Raw genomic sequence first — 17,958 nt, forward strand, 5'->3', positions numbered from 1 at the left:
CGAAGGAGAGGGAACCGATTGGGGGATGCTGAAGATACTCGGCGGCCTGTTTGCTGCGCGACAGCGCGGCGTCGAAGGCGGGGCGGCCCCTCCTACAGATTTGTGATCTATAGGCGGATTTCCGCTTATGCATAACCACCAACCAGCGGATTCCCGCTCATTCCTTGTTTGAAACCCTTGTAAACCGGGCATTCAAGCCTTGGCACAAGTTCTGCTATAGCCCCCGCAAGCTCGCGTTTTGCCGCGCTATAACAAAACCAAGAAAACAAGGATCCATTCAATGGATAACTCAAGCACCCTGCCTGCCGGGTCTGCGTCTGCAGCACCCCAAGCCAAAACCACCTCCAGCCGCATCAAGTCCATTTTCAGTGGCTCGGTGGGCAACATGGTCGAATGGTACGACTGGTACGTGTACGCCGCGTTCTCGCTGTACTTCGCCAAGGCCTTTTTCCCCAAAGGCGACACCACCGCTCAATTGCTCAACACCGCCGCGATTTTCGCCGTGGGCTTTTTGATGCGCCCTATCGGTGGCTGGCTGATGGGTCTGTACGCAGACCGTAAAGGCCGTAAAGCCGCCCTCATGGCGTCGGTCTTGCTGATGTGTTTCGGCTCGCTGGTCATCGCCCTGTCTCCTGGCTACGAGACCATTGGCGTCTGGGCCCCGGTATTGCTGGTGTTCGCCCGTTTGCTGCAAGGTTTGTCGGTGGGTGGCGAATACGGCACCTCGGCCACTTACCTCAGTGAAATGGCCACCAAGGAGCGTCGTGGCTTCTTCTCCAGCTTCCAGTACGTGACCCTGATTTCGGGTCAGCTCATCGCGCTGGGCGTGTTGATCATCCTGCAACAAACCCTGACTGAAGAGCAGTTGTACAGCTGGGGCTGGCGTATTCCGTTTGTGATCGGTGCCTTGTGCGCCGTGGTCGCGCTGTGGTTGCGTCGCGGCATGCAAGAGACCGAGTCGTTCAAGAAGGTCAAGGTCGAGAAAAAAGAAAGCGCGATGCGCACGCTGATGCGCCACCCCAAAGAGCTGCTGACCGTGGTTGGCCTGACCATGGGCGGGACACTGGCGTTTTACACCTACACCACGTACATGCAGAAATACCTGGTGAACACGGTCGGGATGAGCATCTCGGACTCCACCACGATTTCCGCCGCCACGCTGTTCTTGTTCATGTGCATCCAGCCGCTGGTGGGCGGGCTGTCTGACAAAATCGGCCGTCGCCCGATCCTGATTGCCTTCGGCGTGCTGGGTACCCTGTTCACGGTGCCGATCCTGACCACCCTGCACACCATCACCACCTGGTGGGGCGCGTTCTTCCTGATCATGGCCGCCTTGATCATCGTCAGCGGTTACACCTCGATCAACGCCGTGGTCAAGGCCGAGTTGTTCCCGACTGAAATCCGCGCACTGGGTGTTGGCCTGCCTTACGCACTGACGGTGTCGATCTTCGGCGGTACCGCTGAATACATCGCGCTGTGGTTCAAGAGCGCAGGCATGGAAACCGGCTACTACTGGTACGTGACAGCGTGCATCGCCTGCTCGCTGCTGGTGTACGCGACCATGAAAGACACGCGCACTCACTCGCGCATCACCACCGACTAAGCCTTGCCTTAGCGTGATGTCCTGGCCTGCAGGAGCCCTATGACGGGTTCTTGCAGGACCTGGATTGCCTCCCTCCCCCCCCCGCAACACCGCTGATTCGATTTTCTTGAATTAATAGTCAGTTAATTTTGTTAGCCCACTATCAATCTCAGCGAAACCTCAAAGACCACTGCCCGGCATAACGCCTGAACGGAATGTAGAGCAGCCCTCTACCTTGCTTTCGCGCGGCGCTATATATCGAATTAACTGATTATTTAAGGCAATTTTTTGCGCTTTTTAATCAAATTAATCGGCGTAGTCTTAAACCCATAGCGACACCAACCCGATTACTGCAACAAGGAGCACTATCATGAAAACCCAATTTATCCTCGCCGCTGCCCTCTCGGTTCTGGCTTTCAACACCTTCGCCGCGGATGGCTTTGACCGCACTCAGTCGGCAACTTTTGCTGAAGATGGCTACAGCAACACCCGCTCTGCCACCTTTGCTGCCGACGGTTACGACCGCACCCACTCTTCGAGCTTTGCTGAAGACGGCTACGACCGCACTCACTCGGCCACCCTGGCAGAAGACGGCTTTGACAACACTCGCTCAGCGACCTTTGCCGAAGATGGTTATGACCGCACCCAAGGTGCCCGCTTCAGCTAACACCTGCGGGTGACCCCACAGCCCGGCTTCGGCCGGGCTTAGTCATTTTTGGGGCTTGCGATTGTCTTCGGGGCAAATGGCTAGCAGACTATGGCCCCTCTATCTCAGCTGTTTGCGGATGCCTGCCATGCATGACGATATTCATTTCTACGAACCATCCAAGGGCCATGGATTGCCCCATGATCCGTTCAACGCCATTGTCGGGCCGCGCCCGATTGGCTGGATATCGTCGCAAGACGCCCAAGGTCAGTTGAACCTGGCGCCGTACAGCTTTTTTAACGCCTTCAATTACATCCCGCCGATCATTGGTTTTTGCAGCGTGGGCCGCAAAGACAGCCTCAATAACATTGAGCAAACCGGTGAGTTTGTCTGGAACCTGGCCACGCGCCCGTTGGCCGAGGCGATGAACCAAAGCTGCGCGCCGGTCGGGCCAGAGGTCGATGAGTTTGCGTTGGCTGGGTTGACGACCGTGGCCTCACGCGTGGTGAGCGTGCCGCGGGTGGCTGAAACGCCCGTGTCGTTTGAATGCAAGGTGACGCAGATCATTCAGCTGCAACGAGCCGACAAAGAGTTGGTGCCGAGTTGGTTGATTCTGGGTGAAGTGGTGGCGGTGCACATCGCCAAGCACTTGCTCAAGGACGGCATTTACGACACAGCAGCCGCTGAGCCTATTTTGCGTGGCGGCGGCCCGGCGGATTATTTCCAGTTGGGCCCTGAAGCCTTGTTCAGAATGCACCGCCCTAAATAATTACCAGACCAGCTCGCCGTCTTCGGTGACGTCTTTGAGGTGTTCAAGTTGCTGCTCTGCGGCGGCATCTGCGGCCGTGGCGGTCTTGAATACCTGATCGGTCAACAGCGTGTGAAAGCGCGGTGCCCCACCTTCGTACAAGGCCTTGACGGCAATGGCCACGTGGTAGGCACCCGCAACCCCCAGTTCAACCGGGACAACCGCTGATACCGCTTCAAAATGCTTGAACTCTTTACGCGCCATGTTTCACATTCCGGCCAGTGAAAAAAGCGCCATTCTACCCGTTTAACTGGCGCGCTTGCGCATCTGCGCCGAGGCCTGTTCGTTGAAGGTCTGAAAATCCAGACTGTCGACCACGTTCTGGTTGAGCAACGTGCTGAACACGTCCATCAACGGTGAGTTGAAGTACGCCTGCATTGCACATTGATCTTGCCAATAGCCCGCGACATGCCACAACAACGGGTCACTGTCACAGTGCTGCAAGGCAAAGTGCAGGCAACCCGGTGTTTTCAACGTCGGTTCGATCAGTTGTTTCAAGCACGCATGAACCTGGGCCGAACACCCTGCGCGCGCGCGGACCAGAGTCATGTGACTGACGGCATAGGACTGGGGCATGGAGGCCTCCACAAAGGAAAGTGGCGTGAGGGGAAGGTTCAAAGCTTAAGGGCCGGTGCTCAAGCGCCGTTAGTCGATTCCTGCCCCAGACTTGCACGATTCTGCAAAACCACCGCTTACTCCGCCCCGCTGTGCACTTGCGCGCGCCGGGCCGCCGATCGGAATTTCGAGCAATAGGGCCGCGCTGTAGCGGGCCAAATCAGCCTCTATTCGTCAGCGCTGGCAGGATCAGGCAAGTCTGCAGCAGAAATTGGCTACCCCTGCGCCTTGCACAAACTTAAGCTGTGGGCCTTCAACTGCTTGATCGAGGATGCCTCCCATGTCTGTGCCAGAAACACCGCGACCTGCGCTCGACAGCGCGCTTGAAAAACAGCGCGTGGAACTGGCCGACCTGATAACCCGGCACACCCAGCAAGACGGCTCGTTTGAGACCCGCATCAAGGCGCTGTTCGTGTCGCGTTACAGCCTGCCCAGCGACTTTTCACCCAGCCTGCCAAAACCTGCACTGTGCGTGATGGCTCAGGGCAATAAAGAGGTGCGTCTGGGGGATGAGTACTTCGCCTATGATCCGCTCAATTACCTGGTGGTGTCGGTGTCGATGCCCATCAGTGGTCGCGTGCTGGAAGTCTCTGCCGAAAAACCCATTCTGGCCTTGCGCCTGGACATTGACCCGGTAGAAATCACCACCTTGCTCAGCGAAGCGGGCCCCATGGGTGTGCCCTCACGCCCCGCCGGGTGCGGGCTGTACGTTGAACCCCTCGACCCGCCGATGCTTGATGCCTTGCTGCGCCTGACGCGGCTGCTCGACACGCCGAAAGACATCGCCATGCTGGCGCCCCTGATTCGCCGTGAGATTTTGTACCGCTTGCTGCGCAGCCCGCAGGGCTACCGTTTGTACGAAATTGCCAGCGAGAACAGCCAGACCCACCGCGTCAGCCGTGCGATTTCCTGGCTCAATGATCATTTCGAGCAACCGTTGCGCATCGACAGCCTGGCCCGTGAGGCCAATTTGAGTGTGTCGACGCTGCATCACCGCTTCAAGGCGATGACCGCCATGAGCCCGTTGCAGTATCAAAAGCAACTGCGCCTCAACGAAGCGCGGCGGCTGATGCTCAGTGAAGGGCTGGACGCCTCGGCGGCCGGGTATCGCGTGGGCTATGAAAGCGCCTCGCAATTCAGCCGCGAATACAGCCGCCAGTTCGGCGCGCCTCCCGCACGGGATCTGGCGCGCCTGCGCAGAAGTTTATAAGGCCAGCGCCTGCTGCCAGAGGTGCTCGTCGATTTCAATCACGGTCGGCCCCTGGCGTTCAGCGGCGCTGACCAGCGCGGCGCGCAGTTGCGCCTCGCCCTCAACCGCCAAGGCCGTGCAACCCAGCGCTTTGGCGGCGCCGACCAGGTCCGGGGTGTAGATGTCGACGCCCACTGGTTCGATGTCGCGGTTGAGCATGTACTTTTTAATCTCGCCGTAGCCCTGGTTGTTCCACAACAAGACGATGATTGGCGTGCGCGCTTCAACGGCGCTGGCCAGTTCTGGCAAGGTGAACTGCAAACCGCCATCACCGATCAGGCAGACCACCGGGCCAGGCTGCTGGCCGTTGGCAGTGCGCCCCAGCCAGGCGCCGATGGCGGCTGGCAAGGCATAGCCGAGGGTGCCGTAACCCGTCGATGAGTTAAACCAGCGCCGAGGCTGATCGGGGTTGAACGTGAGGTTGCCGGTGTACACCGGCTGGGTCGAATCACCCACGCACACAGCATTGGGCAGCACATCAAATACGGTCTGCAAAAAATGCGTTTGGGCACGGGTCGGCTCATCCCAAACAGCCGCCAATTCAGTGTTCAAACGCGCAGCCCGTGCGGCCCCCCAATCCGCCTCGCGCTCGGGCAATGCTTGCGCGCTGATACGCGCCAGCAAATCTTCGGCAGCCAGTTGCGCATCGGCCACCAAAGCCAGTGCAGGCGGGTAATTGCGCACGGTTTGATCGGGGTCGATATCAATGCGCAACAAGGCGCCGGGGATCTCAAAGCCTCCAGCAAAGGTCACGTCGTAATCGGTTTCGGCCAGTTCGGTGCCAATCGCCAGCACCACGTCGGCCTCAGCCACCAATGCCCGGGTGGCCACCAGCGTTTGCGTGGAGCCGATCAACAACGGGTGAGAGGCTGGCAGCATGCCCTTGGCATTAATGGTCAGCGCCACCGGCGCACCCAACCGCTCGGCCAATTGCAGCAGCGCGGGCGCAGCGTCGATCGCCCCGCCACCGGCCAGAATCAGCGGGCGTTTGGCTTCGATCAGGCGCTGGCTCATCTGCTCCACTGCCGCCGGGGCCGCCCCAGGGCGCGCGATGCTGACTGGCAGACTGGTCAGCAAGGCGTCGGCATTTTCTACCAGCACGTCGAGAGGGATCTCAATGTGCACCGGGCGGGGACGACCGGCCTGAAACAACGCAAAAGCACGGGCCAGCACGCCCGGCAACTCGGCCGCCGACATCAGGGTGTGGGAAAACGCGGCAACGCCGGCCACCAACGCGCTTTGGTTGGGTAATTCATGCAACTTGCCGCGCCCGCCACCCAACTGGCTGCGCGATTGCACGCTGGAGATCACCAGCATCGGGATCGAGTCGGCGTACGCCTGGCCCATCGCTGTGGTGATGTTGGTCATGCCCGGCCCGGTGATGATGAAACACACCCCCGGCTTGCCGCTGGTGCGCGCATAGCCGTCGGCCATAAAGCCTGCGCCCTGCTCATGACGCGGAGTGACGTGGTTGATCGGCGAACTGGCCAGCCCGCGATACAACTCGACGGTGTGCACGCCGGGGATGCCAAACACCTGCTCAACCCCATACGCTTCCAGCAACTTGACCAATACTTCGCCGCACGTCGCCATGGATACTGCCCTCTTGTTGTTCTCAAGTAATGAGCCATTGAAGCGGGCGCGTGTGGCGGACACAACGCAAACCTGCTCATACTAGCCATGTCCTGAATTCATGGCTGAGCTCAACATGAAACGTCTCCCGCCGCTGCCTGCGTTGCACACCTTTCTGATCACGGCCCAATGCTGCAATTTCACCCGCGCCGGTGAACAGTTGCACATCACCCAGGGCGCGGTGAGCCGGCAAATCGCCGGGCTTGAGGAACATTTGGGGTATGCGTTGTTTCATCGACAGGCACGGGGCCTGAGCCTGACTGAGCAAGGGCAGGCGCTTTACCCGCGCATCGAGCAGGTGTTTGACTTGATCGGCGAAGCGGTCGAGCACGCCAGCATCCGGCGCACGCCGCTGCAAATCAAAGCCCCGACCTGCATGCTGCGCTGGTTGCTGCCCAAACTGATGGCGTGGCAAAAACTGCGCCCGGACGTACCGGTCGAGCTGACCAGCAGCGTGCACCACGGCATCGACTTTCGCCGTGAAACCTTTGATGCGGCGGTGGTCTACAGCCCGCTGCCGGGGCCCAAGCGGGTAGGCCAACACCTGTTCGACGAACTGCTCACGCCCGTCTGTGCGCCGCACCTGCTGCAAGGCCCTGATGCCATCAACAGCTTGCGCGACCTTGAGCAGCACACCTTTTTGCACCCCAGCCGAGACCAGCGGGACTGGGCTCAGTGGCTCAGCGTGGCGGGCGTTGAGGCATCGGCCATCCGCCAGAGCCAATACTTCGACACCCTGGATTTGGCCATGACCGTGGCCGCCCAAGGCAACGGCGTCGCGATGGGCGATTGCTCATTGATTGGTGAAGACCTGAAAGAAGGTCGGCTGGCAATGCCATTTGACCTGACCGTGCGCACCGGCGCGGCCTACATGCTGGTGAGCTCCCCCAGCCAGGAACCGTCAGCGCCCTTGCGCGAATTGATGGACTGGCTGGTAGCACAAGCCACCACCCCTGCGTAGGAGCTCACGGTCTTTTAAAGATCAAATGATCGCGAGGCGAGCTCCTATCAAACACAAATAAGTGATTGATTCCTAAGGCCCTGTAGGAGCGAGCTTGCTCGCGATCTTTTGATCTTGATCCAAGAGCCCCCTCACCCTAGCCCTCTCCCGAAGGAGAGGGAACCGATTGGGGGATGCTGAAGATACTCGCTGTCCTGTTTGCTGCGCGACAGCGCGGCGTCGTAGACGGGGCGGCCACTCCTACAAAAATTCGGCGTGGTGTCTCGCGTCTTTTACGTTAGTAACCGACCGTGAAGCGCTGGCGCGAATGCTTGGGCTGTTCTACTTCGTCCAGCAGGGCGATGGCGTAGTCAGCGAAGGTGATCCAGCTCCTGCCTTCGGCACTGACCAGCAAGTGGTCTTTGCCAACGCGGTAGTGGCCGGTGCGCTCGCCATCTACAAATTCGGCCGACGGGGACAGGAAGGTCCAGTCCAGGTCGTGTTCGTTGCGCAAGGTGTCCAGGTACACGCCGCCCGCCGAGGCTTCTGCCTTGTATTCTTCCGGGAAGCCCTTGCTGTCGATGACTTTGCTGTCGTCCGGCAGCAACAGCGAACCCGCGCCACCCACCACCAGCAGGCGTTTAACTCCGGCCTTTTTCACCGGCTCGATGATGGCTTGTGGCGTGAGCGTCGAGAAGTGCGCAGCGCTCAGCACCACGTCATGCCCGGCCACAGCCGCTTGCAGCGCCTGGGCATCGTTGACGTCGACGTCCTTGGCCACAACGCCAGCGCGCTGCCCAATTTTTGCCGAGGCGTGACGGGCAATGGCGGTTACCTGGTGCCCACGACGCAGTGCTTCTTCCAGCAGTTGGCTGCCAGCGCGACCGGTTGCGCCGATAATTGCGATCTTGCTCATGATGTTCTCCAGTTGGATGGGGTGCATAAGGTCAAACGTTGATTCACCACTTCATTTCGCCTTTCGCCACTTTGGCGCTCAGTTCCAGCGAAGACGTTTCGCCCAGATCCGGGTAGCGCTTTTTCATGGCCGCGATCAGCTCGTCCGAGTTCTTGGCCTTGAGGGTTTCTTCGTCAAAGGCCTTGATGTAGTCACGGGTGAAGTTGACCGATTTCAATGAATGGTCGTTGTCCCCCAGGTAGTGCCCCGGCACCACGATGTCCGGTTGCAGGCTGGCGATACGTTTGAGGGTCGATAACCATTGGCGGTGCGACTGCGGGGTCTGGGTGTCGGCCATCCACACGTGCAGGTTGTCAGCCACGACTACCCCACCGACCACGGCTTTGAGCGACGGGATCCAGACAAACGTGCGCTCGGGCTGGCGCCCGGTGAGGCCGACGATGTCCAGTTCGTGCCCTTCCAGCGCCAGGGTGTTGCCCTTGATCACCTGGGGCACGATCAGCTTGCTTGGCACATCAGCGCCCATTTTTGGGCCCCAGAACGCCAGCTTGGCGTCTTTGGTTTGTTCGATGTGGGCCACCGTCGGGGCCGAGGCCAGCACCTTGGCGTCGGGGAATGCCTGGGTCAGGGTTTCAAGGCCAAAGTAATAATCGGGGTCGCCGTGGCTGATGTAGATGGTCGTCAGGTGCTTGCCGCTGGCGCGAATTTTATCGACCACCTGCCGGGCCTGCGCTTTGGAAAACTGCGCATCCACCAAAATCGCGTCTTTCTGGCCACTGACCAGCACCGAAGACACCGGAAAAATCGCCGCAGCCCCGGGGTTGTAAACCTCAAGGGTCAGGGGCGCCGGCGCGGCGGCGGCATGGGCAGCGAAGCCGAGGATAACGGCACTCAGGCAAACACGGCGCAAAGTCGACAATACGGTCATGGAGCTTCCTGCATTAAGGGTCAGCGATGGACAGAGCTTAGACGCACAATTGACGACAAAAAATGCGATGCTGCGACATAGTTTGTTTCACTAATCGGGCAGATCATGGACCGTCTTATTGCAATGCGGGTATTTGTCACTGTGGTTGATCTGGGCAGCCAGTCGGCGGCGGCCGACCATCTGGACCTGTCACGCCCGGTGGTTTCACGCTATTTGGCCGAACTTGAAGAGTGGGTCGGGGCGCGCTTGATGCACCGCACCACGCGCAAGCTGAGCCTGACCGCCGCTGGCAACGAAACCCTGCCCCGCTGCCGACAATTGCTGGAACTGGCAGATGACCTGCAAGCCGCTGTCAGCGTGCCCGATGCGGCGCCACGCGGGTTGCTGCGCATCAGCGTCAGCACCTCGTTCGGCCAAGCGCAATTGGCCTGCGCCATGACCGAGTACGTGCGCCGCTACCCCGAGGTCAACATTGACCTGCAAATGCTCGACCGCACGGTGAACCTGGTGGATGAGCGCATTGATCTGGCGATTCGCACCAGCACCGAACTGGACCCGAGTTTGATCGCACGCAAGCTGACCGTGTGCCGCTCCGTACTGTGCGCCTCGCCCGCCTATTTGCGCGAGCATCCGGCGCCGCAGCAGGTCGATGATCTGAGCCTGCACAACTGCTTGAGCCATGCGTACTACGGCAAGAGCCTGTGGCATTTCACGGTGCAAGGCGAAGCGCTGTCGGTACCGGTTCAAGGCAATATCAGCGCCAACGAAGCCAGCACGCTGCTGCGCGTCACCCTGGCGGGTGGTGGGGTTTCGCTGCTGCCCAGCTACTTGGCGGGGTGCCATATCCGCAGCGGTGAACTGGTACGACTGCTGCCAGACGCTGAGCCCTTGCAGATGAACATTTATGCCGTGTACGCCTCGCGCAAGCACATGCCCGCCACGCTGCGCAGCATGCTCGACTTCCTCAGCGAGCGCTTTACCGAAGAACCCGCGTGGGACAAAGGTCTGTGACCGTTCGGCCAATGGGCATGGCAAGCGCAAGGGGCTGAGCTAGCCTTAATAGTGTGAAGTCTAGGTCTGACTCCGTGAATACGTGGAGAGAGAATAGCCATGACCACTAAAACAAAAACCAGATGCTTGACCGTACTGATCGTGTTTGCTGCCGCTGTATTGTTTGCTGGCGCGTGCTATCGCGCTGAGCAAACGCGGCTCTCAGCCGCAATGACCGCCAGCTGCTTTGCCGGGCACTGCGCGTCGGTGTTTACCGCGCTGTAATGACGCATAGCCTCAGGCCGGGCTGATGCTGTCAGCCCGGTCCGTTCGATAGGCACTGGGCGATGTCCCGGTGAGGCGGCGGAAAAACCGCGCAAAATACGCCGGGTCAGCAAAACCCAATTGATCAGCCACCTCGCTGATGGTCATGGGTGTGTAGATCAAATGACGCTTGGCCTCCAATAGCAGGCGCTGGTGAATGATCTGCAAGGCCGATTGCCCCGCCAGTTCACGGCAAATGCTGTTCAGGTGCGCCACTGAAATCCCGACCCGATGCGCCAGGTCTTCAACACTGGGTTGCTGCTGATACAGGGCTTCGACCTGTTGCGTGAAGAGGTTCAGGTACTCGCGCCCGCGCGGCGGCACTTGCCGGGCTTCCCGGCGCTGGATGACCTGACGCGTGACCCACACCAACAGCACGCTGATCAATGATTGCAGCAACATGTCACGGGCCGCCCGGGCGCTGACATATTCGCTGTGCAGCGCACCGAACAGGCTGTTCAGGTAATGCCGGTCCTTGCCTGCGGGGTAACTGGCAACGCGCTGCAAGGCGCTCATCGACCCGCCCAACTGGGCCTGCAACTGCGTCACCAGCGGCGCGGCCAGCGTCAGCACAAACCCTTCGACGTCCGGTGAAAATTGAAAGCCGTGCACGCATAACGGCGGGATCACCTGCACCGACGACTCGGTCAGCTCATGGTACTGGCCTTCGACTTCAACCCGCGCCCGGCCCTTATGCACATAGAGCAATTGGCACAAATCGGCATGCCGATGGGTGCGGATCTCCCAATCATGGATGCGGCTGCGCAATGAAATGGTTTCACAGTGCAGCAAGTCCGGGCTGAGCCAGTCTTGCTGCTCGCCGTAAAGTTTGAACACCGGGATGGCGGGGGATGTCATGGGCTGAACCTGATGATTAAGCACAGGGCGATAATCGCACCGATTAGCGAAAAGTACCGGCAATGACGTCGTTATCACCTTCATTTGCCACGCTCGCAAGCGAAAAATACAGGCACAACATCAATAAAAACACCCCTGCACTGACCGCAGGGCTTGCGAGAGAGAACAACAATGAGAACTCAAGTCGCTATTATCGGTGCCGGGCCATCCGGGTTGCTGCTCGGCCAACTGCTGCACAATGCCGGGATTGATAACGTCATTCTCGAACGCCAGAGCGGCGCCTACGTGCTCGGGCGGATCCGTGCCGGTGTGCTGGAACAAGGCATGGTCGACCTGCTGCGCCAGGCCGGGGTCAGCCAGCGCATGGACGCTGAAGGTCTGGTGCATGACGGCTTCGAGCTGGCGCTGGAAGGCCGCCAGGTGCACATTGACCTCAAGGGCCTGACCGGCGGCAAGAGCGTGATGGTCTACGGCCAGACCGAAGTCACCCGTGACCTGATGGTCGCCCGCGAAGCCGCTGGCGCGCAGACCCTGTACAACGCCAGCAACGTGCAGCCCCACGGCATGAAAACCGATGCGCCCTATGTCACCTTCGAAAAAGACGGCGAAACCTGGCGCCTGGACTGCGATTACATCGCCGGCTGCGATGGTTTTCACGGCGTTGCCCGTCAGTCAATTCCCGCTGATGTGCTGAGCATCTTTGAACGCGTGTACCCATTCGGCTGGCTGGGGGTGCTGGCCGATACGCCGCCGGTCAACGATGAACTGGTGTACGCCAAGCATGAGCGCGGGTTTGCCTTGTGCAGCCAGCGCTCAGCCACCCGCAGCCGCTATTACTTGCAGGTGCCCGCCGAAGAAAAGGTTGAGGACTGGTCGGACCAACGTTTTTGGGACGAATTGAAAACCCGCCTGCCCGCGCCGTTGGCCGACCGCCTGGTAACCGGGCCGTCCATCGAAAAAAGCATCGCGCCGCTGCGCAGTTTTGTGGTCGAGCCCATGCAGTTCGGGCGCCTGTTTTTGGTCGGTGACGCCGCGCACATCGTGCCGCCGACCGGCGCCAAGGGCTTGAACCTGGCGGCCAGCGATGTCAGCACGCTGTTCAACATTCTGCTCAAGGTCTATGCCGAGGGCCGCACCGACTTGCTGGAGCGCTACTCCGAGGTGTGTTTGCGGCGTATCTGGAAGGCCGAACGCTTTTCGTGGTGGATGACCTCGATGCTCCATCGCTTTGCTGACAGTGATGATTTCAGCCAGCGCATCACCGACAGCGAGCTGGCGTATTTCGTCGATTCCGAGGCCGGGCGCACCACCATTGCAGAAAATTACGTCGGCCTTCCTTATGAAGCTATCGAATAGCAACCTATCGAGTACAATCGCGGGCATCCCGCCACACGTTTGATGCCTGCAGGTGTACATCGTGACCAGTCTCAACCAGCCTCCACACGCTAAACCCGCCATTCGCAGCATTCTCGTAGCGCTGATGCTGGCGATTTTCCTGGGGGCGCTGGATCAAACCATCGTCGCCGTGTCGATCCCCGCCATTTCCGCGCAGTTTAAAGATGTCAGCCAGCTGGCCTGGGTGATTTCCGGCTACATGGTGGCCATGACCGTGGCCGTGCCGATTTACGGCAAGCTCGGTGACTTGTACGGGCGCAGGCGCCTGATGCTGTTTGGCATGGGCCTGTTCACCGTGGCTTCGCTGTTTTGCGGGCTCGCGCAAAACATGGAGCAGTTGGTGCTGGCGCGGATCATCCAGGGGATTGGCGCCGGCGGCATGATTTCAGTAAGCCAGGCGATCATTGGCGACATCATCCCGCCCCGCGAGCGCGGTCGCTATCAAGGTTATTTCAGCAGCATGTACGCGGTGGCGAGCGTCGCCGGGCCGGTGCTGGGCGGCTACATGACCGAGTACTTGTCGTGGCGTTGGGTGTTTCTGATCAATTTGCCGCTGGGGCTGGTGTCGTGGCTGATCGCGTATCGCACGCTGGTCGGGCTGCCGGTGCCGCAGCGCAAGCCGATTATTGATTACCTCGGCACGGTGCTGATGATTGTCGGCCTCACGTCACTGCTGCTGGGCATTACCTTTATCGGCCAGGGCCACAGCTGGCGTGACGATCAAGTACTGGGCCTGCTGGTGGCGGCGGTGGTCGCACTGGTGCTGTTTGTGTGGCACGAGCGACGCACCCCGGAACCGTTGCTGCCCATGCACTTGTTCGCCAATCGCAACGCGGTGTTGTGCTGGTGCACGATTTTCTTCACCAGCTTCCAGGCCATTTCGCTGATCGTACTGCTGCCGCTGCGCTATCAGAGCATCACCGGCGCGGGCGCAGACAGTGCCGCCCTGCACTTGCTGCCGCTGGCCATGGGCCTGCCGATGGGCGCCTACTTTGCCGGGCGCATGACCTCGGTGACCGGCTATTACAAACCGATGATCCTCAGCGGCGCGATTTTGATGCCGTGCTCCATTGCCGGCATGGCCTTCAGCGCCCCGAGCGCCGAGCTGTTGAGCGGCGTGTTTATGCTGCTGAGCGGGATCGCCGCCGGGTTGCAGTTCCCCACGTCGCTGGTGGGCGCACAAAACTCGGTGCAGCAACATGACATTGGTGTCGCCACCAGTACCACCAACCTGTTTCGCTCACTGGGCGGCGCGGTGGGTGTGGCGCTGATGTCGGCCTTGTTGCTGGCCCTGCTGCATGATTCGCTATTGGCGCCTGCTGGCGGCCAGCCGCTGCTGGGTGAAGGCAGTTCGGGGAATGTGCTGCTGGACGGCCTTAATGCCGTGCAAGGCCCGGCACTGGCCAGCTTGCGCAGTGAATTGCTGATGACCTTCCGCCACTTGCTGCTGGTCAGCGCTGCCATCTCACTGCTGGGCTTGTGTGCGGCGATCGTGATGCCGAATCAGGTATTGCGCGGGCGCGGGGATAAGGCGCAGTAACGGCACACATCCCTGTGTAGGAGCGAGCTTGCCTCGCGATCTTTTGATCTTTAAAAGATCGCGAGGCAAGCTCGCTCCTACAGGGGTGTTGGGTTATGGCCGGGCGCTGATTTGTTTTTGCAGGTTCTGGATCTGGCTTTGCAAGGTGGTGATGTTGCGCGTCACTTGCGCCCGGAACACGTCAAACTCGGCGGTGTTGGGGCCTTGGGAAGGCGCCGGGCGGTTTTCCAGCTGACTCTTGAGCACGATCATGTCCTGCTCCAGGCTTCGCACGGCATCGCTCGGGTTGCCCTGCTTTTTCAAGGCCGTCACGTCACCCGCCTGTTGCGCTACGGTCGCTTTCAACGCCGCCAGTTCGGTACCCATGGCCTTGAGGTCGGTCTCAAGTTGGGTCTGGGAGGCTTTCTGGGCGTTGACCTGCAGTAGCATCGCGGCGTTGATTTGCTCAAAACGCTGATCCAGATCGCCCATCTGCCCCGCCACCAGGCCTTGCTGGTGCTTGGCCTGCTCAGCCAGTTGGTCTTCGAGCTGTTTGATCTGCAACTTCAGGGCTTCGCTGCCGTTGTTGATGCTTGATTCGCTGGCCACCACCTTGCCGGAAATGGCCTGTAAGCGCCCCGCCGCTTCTTCGCTGATACGGGCAAAGCTTTCCTGGGTGGCAACCAGTTGCTGCTCCATCAAGGTGATCTGCTGGAAGCTCCACCAGGCCAGCCCGCCAAACGCCAGCAACACGGCCAGGATCAACGCCCACAAAGGCCCGGTGCTCGGCCCCTTGGCCTTGATCACCTGGGCATTGCGCGCATGGCCCGCGCTGCGCTCACGTGCGCCACCCATCGACGCCAGATCATCATGGTCGTCTGCATCTGCCCGCAGGGTCGGTACATTGTCGAAGTGGTCACGTGAGTCGTTACGCATTTAAAAGTCCTAAAAAAGCTAAAAGCGGCAGGCTTCAAGCCGCAAGCTTAAAGCATGCGACTTCAAACTTGCAGCTTGGCGCTTAGAGCTTGCCGCTGCTTATTTTCCACCAGCCGCAAAACTCGTCCAGCGCGGTCCACAGGCTGACTTTTGGATCGTAGTCGAGGTAGTGGCGAGCCCGGCTGATGTCGAGGGTAAAGTCTTTGCTCATCTCCTGCACGCCCAAACGTGTGAGCGTCGGCGCCGGTTGCCCCGGCCACAGTTTGCAAGCCGCTTCGCTGAGCGCGCCGACACTATAAGCCATGCCGGGGCCCCGATAACGGGTCACGGGCGGCACGTGCATCTGGCGCATCACGTAATTGACCACATCCCAGTACGGTATCGGGGTGCCATTGCTGATGTTGTAGGCCTTGCCCAAGGCCGACCCGCTCACCAGAACGCTGCTCATCAACGCGTCGTTGAGGTTTTGCATGCTGGTGAAATCGACTTTGTTCAAACCATTTCCAATGATTGCCAGGCGATTTTTGCGCTGCTGCGCCAACAAGCGCGTGAACAGGTTCATGTCCCCGGCGCCGGTGACATGGCGCGGACGCAGGGCAATCACTTCGAGGCCGAATTCCTGTGCGCCAAAGACCTTTTGCTCGGCCATGAACCTGGTTTCGGCATAAGGATGCTTGAACCGCCGCGGGACGTCTTCTTCGGTCAGCCCCAGATGTGAACGGCCGTCAAAGTACAGCGCGGCCGATGACAGGTGCACCAGGCGCCGAACCCGTTGTTTCAAGCACGCCTCAACCACGTTCTCGGTCACCAGCACGTTGTCGCGGAAGAAGTCCTGATAGCGCCCCCAGGTGCCGACATGCCCTGCGCAATGCACCACCACATCGACATCGACGCACAGGTCACGCACCAGCAAGCCATCGGTCAAATCACCCTGGATAAATTCAGCCCCGCGCCGCACCAGGTGTTCAACACCTTCGGCCCGACGCCCGCTGACCCGCACGTCAAAGCCCTGCTCCAAGGCAAAACGCGCAAAGCGTCCGCCAATAAAGCCGCTTGCGCCGGTGACCAGAATCTTCATCAATTGCTCCAAATGCTGTAAGTCTTGTTGCCTGCTGTTTAAACGTCGGTTATCAGGCCAAAGGCACTAACCAACGTGATGCTGAGCGGGTTAAATGAGCCGTCAGCGCTTCCAGCAGTTGTCCACCATTGCGCCAATGATGCCAGTACAGTGGCACGTCGATCGGTTTATCTGGCAAAAGCTCAACTAATGCCCCACTGGCCAGTTGCTCGCGCACTTGCTGCTCGGGGATCAGCCCCCAGCCCAACCCGGCCTCCGTCAAGCGGATAAAGCCTTCTGATGAGGGGCACAGATGGTGCTCGAAACCGCCGTCCACGCCCAGTGCCGCCAAGTACCGATGTTGCAAAAAATCATCCGGGCCGAACACCAGCGCAGGCGTTTTAGGCAATTGCGAAGCCTTCACCCCTTGGGGGAAATGCCGCGCAATAAAGGCCGGGCTGGCCATCGCGCGATAACGCATGGCGCCCAGCAACACACTGCGCGCGCCCGCCACCGGGCGTTCACTGGCGCACAGACACGCGGCCACTTCACCGGCGCGCATGCGTTTCAAGCCGACGGTCTGGTCTTCGACGACCAAATCCAGCAAGAGCTGATTCTCGGCGCAGAAATCGCCCACGGCCTGGGCCCACCACGTGGCCAGGCTGTCGGCATTCAAGGCAATCCGCAGCCGCTCGGGCAAGCCCTCATCGTCCAGTGCCGGGACCACACGTTGCAGGTCACGCTCCAGCAAACGCACTTGTTGCACATGGTTGAGCAAGCGTCTGCCGATGTCCGTCGGGCTCGGCGGCGTGGCACGCACCAGCACCGGCTGCCCGATGCGCGCTTCAAGCAATTTGATGCGCTGGGAAATCGCCGATTGTGACAGCCCAAGCACCTGCGCCGCACGCTCAAAACCGGCCTGTTCTACCACGGCAGCCAACGCTGAGAGTAATTTATAGTCGAACATCAGTTTTCCTAATGGGCGATCAGCAATATTGGTTTTTCTTATACAACCAAGGCCCGGACAATAGCCAGCAGTAACCCTCTCTTGTGATGCAGTTCGGCGAGTATTTCTTATGTGGCAAAGCTACCTTAATGGCCTGTTGGTCGCGTTCGGCCTGATTATGGCCATCGGCACCCAAAACGCTTTCGTGCTTGCACAAAGCTTGCGCCGTGAACACCACCTGCCGGTCGCGGCTTTTTGTGTGATTTGTGACGCATTGCTGGTAGCAGCCGGGGTGTTCGGGCTGGCGACAATTCTGGCGCAAAGCCCGATTTTACTGGGTGTGGCGCGCTGGGGCGGCGCGTTGTTCTTGCTCTGGTACGGCACCCAGGCGCTGCGCCGGGCGTTCTCGGCCTCAAGCCTTGAACAATCGGCCGGCCAGACCGCGCGTTCGCTCAGGGCGGTGATGCTCAGTGCACTGGCGGTCACCTTGCTCAACCCGCACGTTTACCTCGACACGGTGCTGCTGATTGGCTCGCTTGGCGCTCAGCAAAGCGTACCCGGCGCCTACGTGGTGGGCGCGGCCAGTGCGTCGCTGCTGTGGTTCTTCACCCTGGCCC

Annotated in this window: 19 protein-coding genes; 10 read left to right on the forward strand and 9 right to left on the reverse strand. The window is 60.0% G+C overall.

The window, feature by feature from the left end; all coding sequences use genetic code 11:
• Positions 1 to 280 precede the first annotated feature (280 nt).
• From GHO41_RS24375 to GHO41_RS24385, 3 genes are all read left to right on the forward strand, one after another.
• The gene (locus GHO41_RS24375) at positions 281 to 1,603 is read left to right on the forward strand and encodes an MFS transporter (RefSeq protein ID WP_048369682.1); all 1,323 of its coding nucleotides are present in this window, start codon (positions 281 to 283) and stop codon (positions 1,601 to 1,603) included.
• Positions 1,604 to 1,952: 349 nt separating this feature from the next.
• Positions 1,953 to 2,249 carry a hypothetical protein gene (locus GHO41_RS24380; protein WP_048369681.1) on the forward strand — a complete coding sequence of 99 codons (297 nt, stop codon included), beginning with the start codon at positions 1,953 to 1,955 and terminating at the stop codon, positions 2,247 to 2,249.
• Between the two features lie 127 nt (positions 2,250 to 2,376).
• Positions 2,377 to 2,997: a flavin reductase family protein gene (locus GHO41_RS24385; RefSeq protein ID WP_048369679.1), complete on the forward strand. Its 621-nt coding sequence runs from the start codon at positions 2,377 to 2,379 to the stop codon at positions 2,995 to 2,997.
• Here the strand turns inward: GHO41_RS24385 and GHO41_RS24390 are convergent, their stop codons facing one another.
• The gene (locus GHO41_RS24390; protein WP_048369677.1) at positions 2,998 to 3,240 is read right to left on the reverse strand and encodes a hypothetical protein; all 243 of its coding nucleotides are present in this window, start codon (positions 3,238 to 3,240) and stop codon (positions 2,998 to 3,000) included.
• Between the two features lie 42 nt (positions 3,241 to 3,282).
• Positions 3,283 to 3,612 (reverse strand): putative quinol monooxygenase, encoded by a 330-nt coding sequence (locus GHO41_RS24395; protein ID WP_048369675.1) that lies wholly within the window; start codon positions 3,610 to 3,612, stop codon positions 3,283 to 3,285.
• Positions 3,613 to 3,931: 319 nt separating this feature from the next.
• Here GHO41_RS24395 and GHO41_RS24400 point away from each other — a divergent pair, with 319 nt between their 5' ends.
• On the forward strand, positions 3,932 to 4,861 hold the full coding sequence (locus GHO41_RS24400) for an AraC family transcriptional regulator (protein WP_048369673.1): 930 nt from the start codon (positions 3,932 to 3,934) through the stop codon (positions 4,859 to 4,861).
• Here GHO41_RS24400 and GHO41_RS24405 read toward each other — a convergent pair.
• Entirely contained in the window at positions 4,856 to 6,493 is a 1,638-nt protein-coding gene (locus GHO41_RS24405) for a 5-guanidino-2-oxopentanoate decarboxylase (protein ID WP_153330672.1), read from the reverse strand. The genes GHO41_RS24400 and GHO41_RS24405 overlap by 6 nt on opposite strands.
• Positions 6,494 to 6,608: 115 nt before the next feature.
• Here GHO41_RS24405 and GHO41_RS24410 point away from each other — a divergent pair, with 115 nt between their 5' ends.
• Positions 6,609 to 7,493, forward strand: coding sequence for a LysR substrate-binding domain-containing protein (locus GHO41_RS24410; RefSeq protein ID WP_048369875.1), 885 nt, complete (start codon positions 6,609 to 6,611; stop codon positions 7,491 to 7,493).
• Between the two features lie 277 nt (positions 7,494 to 7,770).
• On the opposite strand, the gene GHO41_RS24415 is transcribed toward GHO41_RS24410, so the two are convergent.
• On the reverse strand, positions 7,771 to 8,388 hold the full coding sequence (locus GHO41_RS24415) for an NAD(P)-dependent oxidoreductase (RefSeq protein WP_153434865.1): 618 nt from the start codon (positions 8,386 to 8,388) through the stop codon (positions 7,771 to 7,773).
• A gap of 43 nt (positions 8,389 to 8,431) precedes the next feature.
• Entirely contained in the window at positions 8,432 to 9,316 is an 885-nt protein-coding gene (locus GHO41_RS24420; RefSeq protein ID WP_153434866.1) for an MBL fold metallo-hydrolase, read from the reverse strand.
• A 105-nt stretch (positions 9,317 to 9,421) separates the two neighbouring features.
• Between GHO41_RS24420 and GHO41_RS24425 the strand changes: the two genes are divergently transcribed.
• Positions 9,422 to 10,327, forward strand: a complete 906-nt coding sequence (locus GHO41_RS24425) for a LysR family transcriptional regulator (RefSeq protein ID WP_048386725.1) — start codon at positions 9,422 to 9,424, stop codon at positions 10,325 to 10,327.
• Between the two features lie 99 nt (positions 10,328 to 10,426).
• Positions 10,427 to 10,591 carry a hypothetical protein gene (locus GHO41_RS24430; RefSeq protein WP_153391866.1) on the forward strand — a complete coding sequence of 55 codons (165 nt, stop codon included), beginning with the start codon at positions 10,427 to 10,429 and terminating at the stop codon, positions 10,589 to 10,591.
• Positions 10,592 to 10,603: 12 nt separating this feature from the next.
• On the opposite strand, the gene GHO41_RS24435 is transcribed toward GHO41_RS24430, so the two are convergent.
• A complete protein-coding gene (locus GHO41_RS24435; RefSeq protein WP_153391868.1) occupies positions 10,604 to 11,488 on the reverse strand; it encodes a helix-turn-helix domain-containing protein in 885 nt (294 codons plus the stop codon).
• 171 nt (positions 11,489 to 11,659) lie between these two features.
• On the opposite strand from GHO41_RS24435, the gene pobA reads away from it, so the two are divergent.
• Together pobA and GHO41_RS24445 are read left to right on the forward strand one after the other, a co-directional pair.
• Complete coding sequence (gene pobA, locus GHO41_RS24440; protein ID WP_048369661.1) at positions 11,660 to 12,844, forward strand: 4-hydroxybenzoate 3-monooxygenase; 1,185 nt, start codon at positions 11,660 to 11,662, stop codon at positions 12,842 to 12,844.
• A gap of 61 nt (positions 12,845 to 12,905) precedes the next feature.
• A complete protein-coding gene (locus tag GHO41_RS24445) occupies positions 12,906 to 14,423 on the forward strand; it encodes an MDR family MFS transporter (protein WP_048386844.1) in 1,518 nt (505 codons plus the stop codon).
• 93 nt (positions 14,424 to 14,516) lie between these two features.
• On the opposite strand, the gene GHO41_RS24450 is transcribed toward GHO41_RS24445, so the two are convergent.
• From GHO41_RS24450 to GHO41_RS24460, 3 genes are all read right to left on the reverse strand, one after another.
• Positions 14,517 to 15,338, reverse strand: a complete 822-nt coding sequence (locus GHO41_RS24450) for an ATPase (protein ID WP_153434868.1) — start codon at positions 15,336 to 15,338, stop codon at positions 14,517 to 14,519.
• A gap of 82 nt (positions 15,339 to 15,420) precedes the next feature.
• Positions 15,421 to 16,416 (reverse strand): NAD(P)-dependent oxidoreductase, encoded by a 996-nt coding sequence (locus GHO41_RS24455; RefSeq protein ID WP_153434869.1) that lies wholly within the window; start codon positions 16,414 to 16,416, stop codon positions 15,421 to 15,423.
• Positions 16,417 to 16,468: 52 nt separating this feature from the next.
• Positions 16,469 to 17,362 carry a LysR family transcriptional regulator ArgP gene (locus GHO41_RS24460; protein ID WP_153434870.1) on the reverse strand — a complete coding sequence of 298 codons (894 nt, stop codon included), beginning with the start codon at positions 17,360 to 17,362 and terminating at the stop codon, positions 16,469 to 16,471.
• Between the two features lie 109 nt (positions 17,363 to 17,471).
• On the opposite strand from GHO41_RS24460, the gene GHO41_RS24465 reads away from it, so the two are divergent.
• Positions 17,472 to 17,958, forward strand: a 487-nt coding sequence (locus GHO41_RS24465) for a LysE/ArgO family amino acid transporter (protein ID WP_153434871.1), incomplete at its 3' end; no start/stop codon positions are given.

This window comes from Pseudomonas sp. FSL R10-0399 (assembly GCF_009600165.1).
GTDB classification, from domain to species: domain Bacteria; phylum Pseudomonadota; class Gammaproteobacteria; order Pseudomonadales; family Pseudomonadaceae; genus Aquipseudomonas; species Aquipseudomonas helleri.